Origin of the sequence: Rhodococcus sp. 14-2470-1a (genome assembly GCF_002259425.1) — a bacterium.
Lineage (GTDB): Bacteria > Actinomycetota > Actinomycetes > Mycobacteriales > Mycobacteriaceae > Rhodococcoides > Rhodococcoides fascians_E.
Map to the genome: position 1 here is coordinate 208,392 of NZ_NPFZ01000029.1, position 14,814 is coordinate 223,205.

Annotated in this window: 11 protein-coding genes; 9 read left to right on the top strand and 2 right to left on the bottom strand. The window is 66.2% G+C overall.

Annotated elements, in window-relative coordinates; translation table 11 throughout:
* The first annotated feature begins 23 nt into the window (after positions 1-23).
* The 9 genes from CH292_RS18615 to proB all read left to right on the top strand — a co-directional run bounded on the left by CH292_RS18615 (position 24) and on the right by proB (position 12,944).
* Positions 24-2,726, top strand: coding sequence for a valine--tRNA ligase (locus CH292_RS18615; protein WP_371828028.1), 2,703 nt, complete (start codon positions 24-26; stop codon positions 2,724-2,726).
* Positions 2,726-4,156, top strand: a complete 1,431-nt coding sequence (locus tag CH292_RS18620) for a folylpolyglutamate synthase/dihydrofolate synthase family protein (protein ID WP_019664728.1) — start codon at positions 2,726-2,728, stop codon at positions 4,154-4,156. Before CH292_RS18615 ends, CH292_RS18620 begins: the two co-directional genes overlap by 1 nt.
* The gene (locus CH292_RS18625) at positions 4,153-4,548 is read left to right on the top strand and encodes a DUF4233 domain-containing protein (protein WP_020111666.1); all 396 of its coding nucleotides are present in this window, start codon (positions 4,153-4,155) and stop codon (positions 4,546-4,548) included. Before CH292_RS18620 ends, CH292_RS18625 begins: the two co-directional genes overlap by 4 nt.
* An 80-nt stretch (positions 4,549-4,628) precedes the next feature.
* A complete protein-coding gene (ndk, locus tag CH292_RS18630; RefSeq protein ID WP_026347734.1) occupies positions 4,629-5,042 on the top strand; it encodes a nucleoside-diphosphate kinase in 414 nt (137 codons plus the stop codon).
* Positions 5,043-5,555: 513 nt separating this feature from the next.
* On the top strand, positions 5,556-9,320 hold the full coding sequence (locus CH292_RS18640; RefSeq protein WP_094655426.1) for a translation initiation factor IF-2 N-terminal domain-containing protein: 3,765 nt from the start codon (positions 5,556-5,558) through the stop codon (positions 9,318-9,320).
* A 226-nt stretch (positions 9,321-9,546) separates the two neighbouring features.
* Complete coding sequence (rplU, locus tag CH292_RS18645; protein ID WP_019664723.1) at positions 9,547-9,858, top strand: 50S ribosomal protein L21; 312 nt, start codon at positions 9,547-9,549, stop codon at positions 9,856-9,858.
* A 66-nt stretch (positions 9,859-9,924) separates the two neighbouring features.
* The gene (rpmA, locus tag CH292_RS18650) at positions 9,925-10,188 is read left to right on the top strand and encodes a 50S ribosomal protein L27 (RefSeq protein WP_019664722.1); all 264 of its coding nucleotides are present in this window, start codon (positions 9,925-9,927) and stop codon (positions 10,186-10,188) included.
* A 164-nt stretch (positions 10,189-10,352) separates the two neighbouring features.
* Complete coding sequence (obgE, locus tag CH292_RS18655) at positions 10,353-11,801, top strand: GTPase ObgE (RefSeq protein ID WP_033190439.1); 1,449 nt, start codon at positions 10,353-10,355, stop codon at positions 11,799-11,801.
* Positions 11,802-11,807: 6 nt separating this feature from the next.
* Complete coding sequence (gene proB, locus CH292_RS18660) at positions 11,808-12,944, top strand: glutamate 5-kinase (RefSeq protein WP_019664720.1); 1,137 nt, start codon at positions 11,808-11,810, stop codon at positions 12,942-12,944.
* A gap of 57 nt (positions 12,945-13,001) precedes the next feature.
* Here the strand turns inward: proB and CH292_RS18665 are convergent, their stop codons facing one another.
* Both CH292_RS18665 and CH292_RS18670 read right to left on the bottom strand, forming a co-directional pair.
* Positions 13,002-13,862 (bottom strand): NAD-dependent protein deacetylase, encoded by an 861-nt coding sequence (locus CH292_RS18665; RefSeq protein ID WP_019664719.1) that lies wholly within the window; start codon positions 13,860-13,862, stop codon positions 13,002-13,004.
* A gap of 17 nt (positions 13,863-13,879) precedes the next feature.
* Entirely contained in the window at positions 13,880-14,812 is a 933-nt protein-coding gene (locus tag CH292_RS18670) for a D-isomer specific 2-hydroxyacid dehydrogenase family protein (protein WP_094626426.1), read from the bottom strand.
* Between the last annotated feature and the right edge of the window lie 2 nt (positions 14,813-14,814).

A 14,814-nucleotide genomic window follows, 5' to 3' on the forward strand; every position in this document is an offset into this window, starting at 1 on the left:
GGCGCGACCACTAGAATCGTCGGGTGACCAGTTCAGTGCCTGAGACCCCGGACAACGCAGCGGGGCAAGACGACAGCCCGCGGAGCAACCCGAGCGAGGCGTTGCCCAAGAGTTGGAACCCGGGTGAGGTCGAGGCCGAGCTGTATCAGGGGTGGGTCGACGCCGGATACTTCGAGGCCGACCCGAGCACCGACAAGCCTGCCTACTCGATCGTTCTGCCGCCACCGAACGTGACGGGCAGCCTGCACATGGGCCACGCGCTCGATCACACGTTGATGGACGCACTCAGTCGTCGCAAGCGGATGCTCGGCTACGAGGTGCTGTGGCTGCCGGGCATGGACCACGCCGGTATCGCCACGCAGACCATCGTCGAGAAGCAACTTGCGGCCGACGGCAAGACCAAGGAAGAGTTCGGTCGCGAACTGTTCGTCGACAAGGTCTGGGACTGGAAGCGCGAATCGGGCGGCACCATCCTCGGCCAGATGCGGCGCATCGGCGACGGTGTCGACTGGAACCGCGAACGATTCACGATGGACGACGGCCTGTCCGAGGCCGTGCAGACCATCTTCAAGCGCATGTACGACGACGGTCTGATCTACCGCGCCGAACGTCTCGTCAACTGGTCACCGGTGCTGCAGACGGCGATCTCCGACATCGAGGTCAAGTTCGAGGACGTCGAGGGCGAACTCGTGTCGCTGCGATACGGGTCGCTGAACGACGACGAACCACACGTGATCGTCGCGACCACGCGTGTCGAAACGATGCTCGGTGACACCGCGGTGGCCGTCCACCCCGAGGACGAGCGGTACAAGCACCTCGTCGGCACGACGCTGCCGCACCCGTTCACCGGCCGCGACATCCCGATCATCGCCGACGACTACGTCGATCCCGAATTCGGTACCGGCGCGGTCAAGATCACGCCCGCGCACGATCCCAACGACTTCGAGATGGGGCTGAGGCACAACCTGCCGATGCCGACCATCATGGACAAGACCGGCCGAATCGCCGACACCGGTACGCAATTCGACGGTCTCGACCGGTTCGAAGCCCGGGTGAAGGTGCGCGAGGCATTGGCCGAGCAGGGACGTGTCGTCGCCGAGAAGCGGCCCTACCTCCACAGCGTCGGACACTCCGAGCGCAGTGGTGAATCCATCGAACCACGCCTCTCCCTGCAGTGGTGGGTCAAGGTCGACGGCCTGGCGAAAGCGGCAGGCGACGCAGTCCGCAACGGCGACACCGTCATTCACCCCGCAAGCCAGGAACCGCGTTGGTTCGCCTGGGTCGACAACATGCACGACTGGTGCATCTCCCGTCAGCTCTGGTGGGGTCATCGCATCCCGATCTGGTACGGCCCCGACGGCGAGACCGTGTGCCTGGGCCCGGGCGAGACCGCCCCCGAAGGCTGGGTGCAGGACCCGGATGTTCTCGACACCTGGTTCTCGTCCGGCCTCTGGCCGTTCTCGACGATGGGATGGCCGGACGAGACCGCCGACCTGGCCAAGTTCTATCCGACGAGCGTGCTGGTCACCGGCTACGACATTCTGTTCTTCTGGGTCGCTCGCATGATGATGTTCGGCACCTACGTCTCCGGCGATGCGTCGGTGAATGCAGGCGCAGAGCCGGGCAACGTTCCGTTCAAGGACGTCTTCCTGCACGGTCTCGTCCGGGACCAGTTCGGCAAGAAGATGTCCAAATCCCGCGGCAACGGAATCGACCCGCTGGACTGGGTCGACCGCTTCGGTGCGGATGCACTGCGCTTCACGCTTGCACGAGGCGCCAATCCCGGGGCCGACCTGTCGGTGGGCGAGGACCACGCGCAGTCCTCGCGCAACTTCGCCAACAAGCTCTTCAACGCGACGAAATTCGCACTGATGAACGGCGCTGCGCCCGACGAGCTGCCGGCTCGCACCGACCTCACCGACGCCGACCGGTGGATTCTCGATCGGCTCGAGCAGGTCCGCGGCGAGGTCGACGCCGCGTTCGAGCGGTACGAGTTCAGCAAGGCATGTGAGGCGCTGTACCACTTCGCGTGGGACGAGGTCTGCGACTGGTACCTCGAGATCGCGAAGGTTCAGTTCGCGGACACCGCGCATGCGGAGTCGACGCGAGGCGTGCTCGGCAACGTGCTCGACGCCGTTCTTCGCCTGCTCCATCCGGTCGTGCCCTTCGTGACGGAGACGCTGTGGAAGGTGCTCACCGGCGGCGAGTCCGTCGTGATCGCGTCCTGGCCGACCGACAGCGGAGTGGACGCCGATCCGGTTGCCGCACGGCGTGTCTCGGACATGCAGAAGCTGATCACCGAGGTTCGCCGGTTCCGGAGCGATCAGGGACTGAAGCCGTCGCAGAAGGTCGCGGCGAGGATTGTCGGCGTCGAGGACGCCGACATCACCGACCAAGTGGCCGCGACCCGTTCGTTGGCCAAACTGACCGAACCGGACGAGAGCTTCAGCGCCACCGCCTCCGTCGAGGTCCGGCTGTCGCAGGCGACGGTCACCGTGGAGCTCGACACGTCGGGAACGGTCGATCTGGTCGCCGAACGAGCGCGATTGGTCAAGGATCTCGCGGCCGCGGAGAAGGAACTCGCCCAGACCACCGCGAAACTCGGCAACGAGGCGTTCCTCGCCAAGGCGCCGGATGCCGTCGTCGACAAGATCCGCACCCGACAGCAGATCGCCACCGAGGAGATCGCGCGCATCTCGGCGCGACTCGAAACGACGGGTGAGTAGTGACCGAATTCGATCAGCCCGCGAGCCAGGGCGACCCAGGGCCAGTCGATCTCGCCGAGTTGGCTCTCGTCGAGGCTGAGCTCGACAAGCGCTGGCCCGAGACGAAGATCGAGCCGAGCACCGCAAGGATCGCGGCGCTGATGGACCTTCTGGGCTCGCCGCAGAAGGCGTATCCGTCCATCCACGTCGCGGGGACGAACGGGAAGACATCGGTCACCCGGATGATCGACGCGTTGCTGACGCATTTCCATCGGCGCACCGGTCGGACGACGAGCCCTCACCTACAGGTGGCCACGGAACGTATCAGTATCGACGGCGCACCGATCTCGCCGCGACTCTACGTCGACACCTACAACGAGATCGCACCTTTCGTGGAGATGATCGACGCGCAGTCGCAGGCTGCCGGTGGTCCGAGAATGAGCAAGTTCGAGGTGACCACCGCGATGGCATTCGCCGCGTTCGCGGAGGCACCCGTCGAAGTCGCAGTCGTGGAAGTCGGATTGGGCGGCCGGTGGGATGCGACCAACGTCGTCGACGGTGAAGTCGCGGTCATCACGCCGATCGACCTCGACCACACGGAGTTTCTCGGCTCCGACCTCGCAGGAATTGCGGGGGAGAAGGCGGGCATCATCAAGAAGGCGCCGGAACGGCTCGTGCCGAGAGACACGGTCGCCGTCATCGCGGAGCAGAAGCCGGAGGCTCTCGACGTCGTCCTCCGCGCCGCGGTCGAGGCGGACGCAGCCGTCGCCCGTCAAGGGTCTGAGTTCCGTGTACTTGCCCGCCGGATCGCCGTCGGCGGTCAGCAACTCGAACTGCAAGGCCTCGGCGGCGTCTACACCGACATCTTTCTTCCCCTGCACGGCGAACATCAAGCGCACAACGCATCTCTCGCCCTGGCCGCGGTGGAAGCCTTCTTCGGTGCGGGAGCGGACAGGCAACTCGACGTCGAGATCGTCCGCGCGGCCTTCGGCTCCATCGTGAACCCAGGACGACTCGAGCGGGTGCGCAATGCACCGACGGTCTTCCTCGACGCCGCGCACAATCCGCACGGTGTGCGCGCACTCGCGGCCACGCTGGCCGACGAGTTCGACTTCCGCAAATTGGTGGGTGTCGTCAGCGTCATGGGCGACAAGGATGTCGACGCGATGTTGACCGCGCTCGAGCCCGTGTTCGACGAGATCGTCGTCACCCACAACGGTTCTCCGCGCGCAATGGACGTGGAAGAACTCGCCAACATCGCCGTCGCCAAATTCGGTGACGAACGTGTGGTGGTGTCGCCGACCCTGGCCGACGCGTTGGAAACCGCCATCGGCCTGGCCGAAGAGGTCGCCGACCCTGGTGAAGCAGTGTCCGGAGCGGGCGTCGTCGTCACCGGTTCGGTCGTGACCGCAGGTGCCGCCAGAACCCTGTTCGGAAAGGAACCGGTATGACCGAGGCGACCGGTGGGTTCAAACCGCCCACCAACGATCCGTGGAAGGGCTTCCGGGGAGTCTGCGCGGGAACCCTGATCCTCGAAATGATCGTGATCCTGCTGGCACTGCCGGTGGTCGCGACGGTCGGAGGCGGGCTCACGTGGTTCTCGACGCTCTACATCGTCGGACTCGCCGTCCTGATGATCCTCGCGAGCGGAATGCAGCGCCGCCCGCAGGGGATGCAGATCAACCTCGTTCTCCAGGTTCTCGTGATCCTCGGAGTGTTCATCCACCTGTCGATCGGAATCGTCGGGCTGATCTTCGCGGCAGTGTGGGCCTACCTGCTGTATCTCCGCCGAGACATCACGCGCCGAATCGAACGCGGAATGCTGTACGGCCAGCGGGACTGACGTCTCACGCGGGGGAAGTCGACGCCGAAGGTCGACGCCAGGGATGAGTGCGCGAGCACTGTCCACTACTGTCTGTGATCGTGACTGAGCGCACCCTTGTACTGATCAAGCCCGACGGAGTAGCCCGCCGATACGTGGGAGAGATACTCGGCCGCATCGAGAAGAAGGGATTGAGCATCGCAGCCCTCGAGCTCAAGACCGTTCCGACCGCGCTGGCCAGTGCCCACTATGCCGAGCACGAAGGCAAGCCGTTCTTCCCCGACCTGCTCGAGTTCATCACCTCGGGACCCGTCGTCGCCGCTGTCCTCGAAGGGCCACGCGCGATCGCGGCGTTCCGTCAGATCGCCGGAGGAACCGACCCGGTCGCCAAGGCCGTCCCCGGTACCATCCGCGCGGACCTCGCCCTCGACGGGCAGCAGAACCTCGTGCACGGCTCCGACTCGGTGGAATCCGCCGAGCGCGAGATCGCACTGTGGTTCCCCGGACTGTCCTGACCCGCTCGATACCGCAGCACGAACCGGCCCTTCGCCACGCCGCTGAGGACGCATTCTCGGCGGTGTGGCGGGCAGGCGACCCTCGGTGTGGGATACTGGCGAAGGTTGCTTACACAGTTTCAGTTTCACCGACCACCAGCATTCGAGAAATTTTCAGTACCAGCAGGACGATCGAACGCCGACACATCGGTGTTCTCGTGTCAGCAACCGGATGACACCTTCGCGTGCGATGCCCGTCATCGCTGCCGACGGCGAGCGGAAGCCTCCGCCGTCACAGGCAAGCTTGATGATCAGGCGCTCGTACCGGAGGACACCACAGCCATCCAGCCAGGCACCGTGCTCGGTGCACCGACCACAGACCGTGGCGGTGCCTCGGACACGGAGCGAGACCAAGAGCGTGACAAGACAACACTGACGTCAAACCTTTCGTCAGGACACAAGGATTGCCCTCGCGTGGCCGCGTCACACCCAGCAGTCGAAGGTGGACGCGCCCGGGGGCCCGAGGAGACATACGTGGCCGATCAAGCCCCGCCGGAAGATGTACAGAATTCGAACACGGGAAGTGCAGAAGGTGGCGCCGAGGTAGCCCCGACGTTCCCGGACCGCCTGCGCGTGCACGCGCTGGCGAAGATCATCGGGGTGACCAGCAAGCAAGTGCTGGCCAAGCTCGGCGAACTCGGTATCGAGGCCCGCAGCGCACAGTCCAGCCTCGGCCGCGACGTCGCCCAGACGGTCCACGCCTCGTTCGCAGAGCCGGAAGCGGTGACGCCCGCTGCTGTGGAACCCGCTGCTGTGGAACCCGCTGCTGTGGAACCGGCTGCTGTAGCACCCGAGGCGGTAGAGGCGCAGGTCGCCGAGCCGGACGTCGCAGAGCCGGACGTCGCAGAGCCGGACGTCGCTGAGCCTCAGCCCGCGCAGACCTTGTTCTCGACCGACGTGCCCGCCGAGAGCGCTGCGGCCGACGCTGCTGCAACCGACACTGCGGCTCCGGTGGCACGTCCGACTTTCTCCGGACCTCTCTTCCTCCAGCCCGAGGCCGTAGCCGAACCTCCTCGTGCGCGGCGTCGGAGCAAGAAGGCAGCTGGCCCCGCGGCGGACTCGTCGGCAGCAGACGCGAACCCGAACGCAGCGGACACGCAGGCAGTGACCGCGACTGCAGACGCCTCGACCGAGGAGTCCGAGGGCACCCGCCCCCAGGCAACCGACTCGCCGGGCAGCAAGCCCGCTTCCGCAGACGCAGGCATCGACGAAACGCCGTCCGACGCGACCTCCTCCGTGGACACCTCGTCGGAGGACGGTTCCGACGACGGGGATGCCGACGACGACAACTCTCAGCCGCGTCGCCGCCGTCGTGGACGCCGAGGTCGCGGCCGTGGACGTGGTGACCAGGCCGGCGACAGCAGCCCGGACGACTCCAGCTCGAACGACGCCGATGACCAGGGTGCCGGCGATCAGGGCGCCGACTCGGATGCCGATGACGTCGCGGCTCCGTCCGAGCCCTCGGGGTCGGACAGTGACACCGACAGCAGTGACTCGGAGGACGAATCCACCGAGGATGACACCGCCGAGGACTCGAAGCCGACCGGTGAACGGCGCTCGCGTCGGCGTAGCAGGTCACGTGGCGGCGCCAAGTCCGCCGACGACGCATCGGCCGAGTCGGGTGACGACGATGTGCAGGACAACGGCGACGCGTCGGCCGAGTCCGACTCCGACGATTCGGACGACGAGCAGGATGCAGCCGACGGTTCGAGCCGCCGCAGGCGTCGTCGCCGTCGTCGCCGCAGTTCCGGTGACGCGTCGTCGGACACGGCATCGTCCGAGGACGACCCGCCCAACACCGTGGTTCACGAGCGTGAGCCGCGCACCAAGTCCCGCAACAAGGACGAAGTTCAGGGCATCACCGGATCGACGCGGCTCGAAGCGAAGCGCCAGCGTCGACGCGACGGACGCGACGCCGGCCGTCGCCGTCCGCCGATCCTGACCGAATCCGAATTCCTGGCTCGTCGCGAATCCGTGGACCGCGTGATGGTGGTTCGCGAGAAGTCCTTCCCGGATCACGGCGACACCACCCAGGTGGCCGTTCTCGAGGACGGCGTGCTCGTGGAGCACTTCGTCACCAGCAGTGCGTCGGCGTCGATGGTCGGCAACGTGTACCTCGGACGCGTCCAGAACGTGCTGCCGAGCATGGAAGCCGCGTTCATCGACATCGGCCGTGGCCGCAACGGTGTGCTCTACGCAGGCGAGGTCAACTGGGACGCCGCCGGTCTGGGAGGCAACTCCCGCAAGATCGAGCAGGCACTCAAGCCGGGCGATCAAGTCCTGGTGCAGGTCAGCAAGGACCCGGTGGGGCACAAGGGTGCCCGGCTCACGACGCAGCTGTCGCTGGCCGGTCGCTACCTCGTGTACGTGCCCGGCGGCAGCTCGACCGGCATCAGCCGCAAGCTTCCGGACACCGAACGCAAGCGTCTGAAGGAAATTCTCCGCGACATCGTCCCGTCCGAGGCAGGCGTCATCATCCGCACGGCTGCGGAGGGTGTCAGCGAGGAAGAGTTGGCTCGCGACGTGTCGCGGCTGCAGGCGCAGTGGGCATCCATCGAGGAAGCATCGGCGAAGGCCGAGTCCGGCAAGGGCAGCCAGCCGCAGACGCTCTACGAAGAGCCCGATCTGCTGGTGAAGGTCATCCGCGACCTGTTCAACGAGGACTTCGTCAAGCTCGTCATCGAAGGTGACAAGGCATGGTCGACAACGTCGACCTACATCGAAACCGTCGCCGCCGACATGCTGCCCAAGCTCGAGCGCCACGTCGCCGAACCAGGTCAGCTCGACGTGTTCGAGGCCCACCGAATCGACGAGCAGCTCGCGAAGGCACTCGATCGCAAGGTGTGGCTCCCGTCCGGCGGCACCCTGGTGATCGACCGCACCGAAGCGATGACCGTGGTGGACGTCAACACCGGCAAGTTCACCGGCGCGGGCGGAAACCTCGAAGAGACGGTCACCCGCAACAACCTCGAAGCAGCCGAGGAAGTCGTCCGGCAGATGCGCCTCCGTGACATCGGCGGCATGATCGTCGTCGACTTCATCGACATGGTGCTCGAACAGAACCGTGACCTCGTTCTGCGTCGACTGACCGAAGCTCTCGGTCGTGACCGAACACGCCATCAGGTGTCCGAGGTGACGTCGCTGGGTCTCGTCCAGATGACACGCAAGAAGCTCGGAACCGGTCTGGTCGAGGCTTTCTCGACGACATGTGAGCACTGCCAGGGCCGCGGAATCATCGTGCATCCGTTCCCGGTGGAGGCCAAGCCCGACGACGGTGCACGCTCGGGCTCCTCACGAGGGGACTCCGGTTCGCAGCGCAAGCGTCGTGGACGCGACAAGTCCGACAACTCCGGTTCCAACGGCAACGCCGGTTCCAACGGCAACGGCACGGGGAATGGCCACTCCCACGGCTCCGATCACTCCGAACCCACGGCTGAGCCTGCCGTCAAGCGAGCCCATCCGGTCGCCCTGGCAATGGCAGCGCACCACGACGAAGTCGTCGCCGACGTCACACCCGCCGACGTGGTGGAACACGACGCATCGGCGTCGACGGAGAACAAGGTCATCGACGCCTCGGACGTCGCCGCCGTACAGGGCAACGACGACGCATCGGTATCGGACGTAGCGGTGTCGGACGTAGCGGTGTCGGACGCATCGGTATCGGACGTAGCGGTATCGGACGCATCGGTGTCGGACGCAGGGGCTCTGCAGGAGTCCCAGTCGAACGGCACGGAAGCGGCACCCACCGGCTCGTCCCGTCGAGGTGGACGCGGTGCACGCCGAAAGGCGTCGCGTCCCACTGCATCGGCAGTAGTCGAAGACACAGGCGCAGCCGAAGCAGCAGAGTCGACCACGCACGTGGATGCCGAGACTCCGTCATCGGAAGCGGCAACGGATCGTCCCGCTGCCGAAGAGGCTGCGCCCGAACCTGCTGTCGCCGAGTCGGTTGCAGCGGACGAACCCGCAGCGTCCGAGGCTCCGGTCAAGGCCAAGCGCGGACGGCGAGTGGCTCGCAAGGCTGCAGCACCGACCGAGACCGGACCGGACGCGGGAGCAGTCTTCGTGATCTCGGCAACGTCGGACGGCACGGACGCTGCGGACGAGCCTGCGCCGGAACCGGTGACGACGCCTGCATTCGCCCAGGTGGATGCAGGGGACGTGTCGGAAGAACTGCCGGTGGCTCGGCCGCGGCGCCGCCGCAGTGCAGCACGACCGGCGGGTCCTCCCGTAGACGCATAGGGAACAGGGGACGGGCGGTTTGACCATGGCCGCCCGTCTGCCGTAACCTTGATAAGTCGCTCCCGGCGACACTGTTCTGCTGTGCCCTGGCTCCGTTCGCGGAAGGCAGGAGCGTTGATCGGGATAGATGCCGGGATGTTTGAAAGCAAGAACAAAGCAAGATCAGACCAGTCGTGTTGCCGTGGGCAGCGCGAGCAAGTTCGAAGAAGCAAGGGGTAGCCCTCCGATGGCAACGTACGCGATCGTCAAGACCGGCGGAAAGCAGTACAAGGTCGCTGTTGGTGACCTCGTCAAGGTCGAGAAGATCGAGGGAGCGCCCGGCACTGCTGTCTCGCTTGCTCCGGTCCTCGTCGTTGACGGTTCCGACCTGACCACAGATGCAGAGAAGCTGGCGAAGATCTCCGTCGCCGGCGAGATCGTCGAGCACACCAAGGGCCCGAAGATCCGCATCCACAAGTTCAAGAACAAGACCGGATACCACAAGCGTCAGGGACACAGGCAGAAGCTGACCGTCCTCAAGGTCACCGGTATCAAGTAACCAGTTCTTCTCAGCCGGTTTCTCACAGGGCACCGGCGATCTTCTTACCCGAGGAGGGTACGCAACATGGCACATAAGAAGGGTGCATCCAGCTCCCGTAACGGTCGCGACTCGAATGCACAGCGCCTCGGCGTCAAGCGTTTCGGTGGCCAGACGGTCAGCGCAGGCGAGATCCTGGTTCGTCAGCGCGGCACGCACTTCCACCCCGGTGTCGGAGTCGGCCGTGGTGGCGACGACACACTGTTCGCACTGTCCGCAGGTGCCGTCGAGTTCGGCGCCAAGCGTGGACGCAAGACCGTGAACATCGTTCCGGTCGCAGTCGAGGCCTAGTCTCCGCTGCACCATCCGCGCCCGGGGATCGCACGCGATCCGCACGGCGCACCCCACGATCTACGACGAGGGCGGACCAGGGTCTAAGACACCCGGTCCGCCCTTATCGCGTTCGTGGGGCACAGACATTCGGTCACCTGACCGAGGAAGGATCGAAGGCAGCCATGTCACGATTCATAGACCGCGTGGTGCTGCACGTCAGCGCCGGTAAAGGCGGCAACGGCTGCGCTTCGGTTCATCGCGAGAAGTTCAAACCGCTCGGCGGACCCGACGGCGGCAACGGTGGACGCGGCGGCGGAGTTATCTTCGTCGTGGACAGCAGTGTGCACACGCTGCTCGACTTCCACTTCCACTCGCACGCCAAGGCCAGCAACGGAACCCAGGGCATGGGTGGCAACCGAGAGGGCGCCAACGGCGAGGATCTGATTCTGAAGGTGCCCGACGGTACCGTCGTCCTGGACAAGGACGGCCGCATTCTCGCGGACATGATCGGTGAGGGCACTCGATTCGACGCTGCGCCCGGCGGCCGGGGCGGACTCGGCAACGCAGCGCTGTCGTCCAAAGCCCGTAAGGCTCCCGGCTTCGCCCTCCTCGGTGAGGAAGGCGTCGAGCGCGACCTGGTGCTCGAGCTCAAATCCGTCGCGGACATCGGACTCGTCGGCTTTCCGTCCGCCGGTAAATCATCTCTCGTGTCGGTGCTGTCGGCCGCCAAGCCGAAGATCGCGGACTACCCGTTCACGACACTCGTGCCGAACCTGGGTGTCGTGTCCAGCGGTGACACGACCTACACCGTCGCCGACGTTCCTGGTCTGATTCCCGGAGCCAGCCAGGGCAAGGGGCTCGGTCTCGACTTCCTCCGGCACCTGGAGCGGACAGCGGTGCTCGCTCACGTGGTCGACTGCGCGACACTGGATCCCGGTCGCGATCCGGTCTCGGACGTCGACGCGCTGGAAGCCGAACTCGCTGCCTACAAGCCCGCGCTGCTCGGTGATGCGAGCCTGGGTGACCTGGCCGACCGTCCCCGCATCGTCGTGCTCAACAAGGCCGACATCCCGGAGGCTGCCGAGCTCGCCGAGATGGTGACCCCCGAGTTCGAGGCGCGCGGTTGGCCGGTGTTCACGATCTCGGCTGTGAGCCGAGAAGGATTGAAGCCCTTGATCTTCGCTCTGGCGAAGATGGTCGAGGAGTACCGGGTGGCGCACCCGCCTGCAGAGCCTCGTCGTGCAGTGATCCGTCCGGTGGCACGCAACGAGGACGGCTTCGAGGTCGTCAAGGATCCCGACGTGCCCGGCGGTTTCCTGGTGCTCGGTACACGACCCGAACGGTGGGTCGCGCAGACACAGTTCAGCAACGACGAGGCCGTGGGCTACCTCGCCGACAGGTTGGCACGTCTCGGCGTCGAGGACGCGTTGATCAAACTCGGAGCGGAGCCGGGCGCATCGGTCACCATCGGTGACGTCACGTTCGACTGGGAACCGCAGACTTCCGCCGGCGTCGACATCGTCCGCACCGGACGTGGCACCGACGCACGGCTCGATCAGGTCGAGCGCATCAGCGCGGACGAACGTAAGCACGCTCGTCGAGTCCGGCGTGGGCTCGACCCCGAAGAGTGAGGGAACGTGAGCGCTGAATCCGATTCTGCGTCAAGGGTATCGGCGACGAGAAGCACCATCGCGGGCGCCAAGCGCATCGTCGTCAAGATCGGATCCTCGGCGCTGACGTCCCTGGTCGGCGGCCTCGACGTCACGCGTCTCGATGCGTTGGCGGAAGCCGTCGAGACTCGTATGCGTGCCGGGACCGACGTGATCGTCGTGTCGTCCGGTGCCATCGGAGCCGGAATTGCGCCGCTCGGATTGACCAAGCGGCCACGAGACCTCGCGACCAAACAGGCTGCGGCCAGTGTCGGCCAGCTCGCGTTGGCGCATGCGTGGGGCACGTCGTTCGGACGTTTCGGTCGTACCGTCGGGCAGGTACTGCTGACGGCCGAGGACATCGCCAGACGCACCAATCACCGAAACGCGCAACGTACGTTGGACCGGTTGCGCTCGCTCGGAGCGGTCGCCGTGGTGAACGAGAACGACACGGTCGCCACCGCCGAGATCCGATTCGGTGACAACGATCGGCTGGCAGCCCTCGTCGCGCACCTGTCGGGAGCAGACGCACTGGTTCTGCTGTCCGACGTCGACGGTCTGTACGACGGCGACCCGCGCAAGGGCGACGCGACGCTCATCCCCGAGGTCGACAGCCCGGAAGACCTGGACGGAGTGGTTGCAGGATCCGGAGGAGCACTCGGCACGGGCGGAATGGCCTCCAAATTGTCCGCTGCGCGACTCGCAGCCGATGCTGGTGTGCCGGTCCTGCTTGCCGCTGCGTCCGACGCGAACGACGCACTCACCGATGCGGGAGTCGGAACGGCCTTCGCTGCCCGGCCGATCCGACTGTCGTCACGGAAGTTCTGGGTCCGGCACGCCGCGGATGTCGACGGCGACCTGCACCTCGACGCGGGCGCCGTGCGTGCCGTCGTCGAACTCAGGCGCTCGCTGCTGTCCGCCGGCATCGTCGGTATCACCGGCAACTTCCACGGAGGCGACGTCGTTGCACTGCGCAATCCCGCTGGAGCCGTCGTCGCCAGGGGAGTAGTGGCGTACGACGCGTCCGAGTTGTCCGGCATGCTCGGGAAGTCGAGCTCCGACCTGGCTCCCGAACTCCAGCGGCCAGTGGTTCACGCCGACGACCTGGTGTCCGTGGAGCTGTAGCGGACTCGGGGATTCATTCGAGCGGTGAGGAGCGCCAGGGGCCGGTTGTGGTTGTGGTCAGTGCACTGGCGGCAGCGCGTCGAGCAGTCCGGTGAGAGTTTCCGAGCACCCGGCAGCGCTGACGATCGATGCGAATTCGTCGCCGCGGGTGGATCCACGGTTGACCACGACGATGGGGATGCCTGCTTTCGCGGCGCGGCGGACGAACCGCAGGCCCGACATCACCGTGAGAGACGACCCGAGTACGAGAAGTGCGTCCGCCGAGTCGACGAGGTCGAACGCTTCCGCGACTCGAGGCTTGGGGACACTCTCCCCGAAGTACACGATGTCCGGTTTCAGCACACCACCGCACGCCTCGCAGTCCACCATGCGGAAGTGGGCGGTGCTGGAGATGACAGCATCGGCGTCGGGGGCGATTTCCACGCCGTCGGCCGGCGCGACGCTGGCGAGAAAGCCGGGGTTTCGCGTTTCGAGGCGACGGGCCAGTGTGTACCTGGACACGAGCCGTCCGCAGTCGAGGCACGTCACGCGGGCGTAGACACCATGTAGGTCGATGACCCGTCGGCTGCCTGCCTTGGTGTGCAGCATGTCCACGTTCTGGGTGATGACGCCGGAAACGTTTCCGCGACGCTCCAGGGCCGCGAGAGCTCGGTGGCCGCGGTTGGGTTGCGCAGCGTCCATGTGTCGCCAGCCGACGTGGTTGCGTGCCCAGTAGTGACGGCGAAACTCGTCGTCGCCGACGAACTGCTGGAAGGTCATCGGGTTGCGCGGCGGAGAGTCCGGGCCCCGGTAATCGGGAATCCCGGAATCGGTGGACATACCTGCGCCCGACACGACGGCGACCCGCTTGCCGGTCAGCAGCTCGACGATGTCGTCGAGCCGGCTGGCAGAGGGGGCTGCGCGGACTGTCGTTGCCACGTTCTCCAGGTTAGCGCTCAGTATCCCTGCGTCGAGTCGATGCGCGCGGCAAGCGTCTCACCTGCGACGAAGCGCGCGACGTTGGATGCGACGTGGTCGGCGTAGGCAGCGTGACGTAGCGCGGTCGGGTTCGAGTCGTGCGGAGTGACGATCGCGTTCGGCAACGTCCACAGAGGATGGCCGTCGGGCAGCGGCTCGGGGTCGGTGACATCGAGGCCTGCGCCACCGACGGTCCGGGCAGTGAGGGCGTCGACCAGAGCATCGGTGTCCACGAGTGACCCACGTGCCACGTTGATCAGCCAGGAATGCTTCTGCAGCCGAGCCAGTTCCTGCGCGCCGACGAGGTGGCGGGTGGCCGGTGTCGCCGGTGCAGCGATCACGACGTGGTCGGTGCCGGGCCACACATCGGCCAGAGCGGTGACGGGCAACGTGCGCACTGCACCCGGCACGGGTCGGCCCGAGCGGTTCACCGCGACGACCTCCGCCCCGAGCGCGGTGAGCGGCGGGATCAACGCCCGGCCGATTCCGCCTGCTCCGAGGATCGTGACCGTCGACCCGCGCAGCGTGCCGACCTTGCTCAGAAATCGCTCCTGCTGCCAGGAGCGGGCTTCGAGGTGCTCGGGCAGAGCACGCACGCCCGCGAGCAGTAGTGCAAGAGCGTGTTCGGCGACGGTGGCAGCGTAGGCGCCCGCAGCGGAGGTGAACAGAACCGAAGAATGGGCGTCGAACACTCCGGCCTCGAACCACGCTTCGACACCCGCGGACGGCAGCTGCACCCACTCGACGGTCGACGGCAGAGCCGTCGGAAACCTCGACGGCCCCTCCGTCCAGACTAGGCCCGACGCGTCGGCCAGAGGCGCAACAACGGCTCCACCCCGCTCGATCGCAGAAACCGTGATGCGGTCCTCTTCAGGTCCGACGGCAACAGCATTCGAGCGGGGTGGAGTCATGA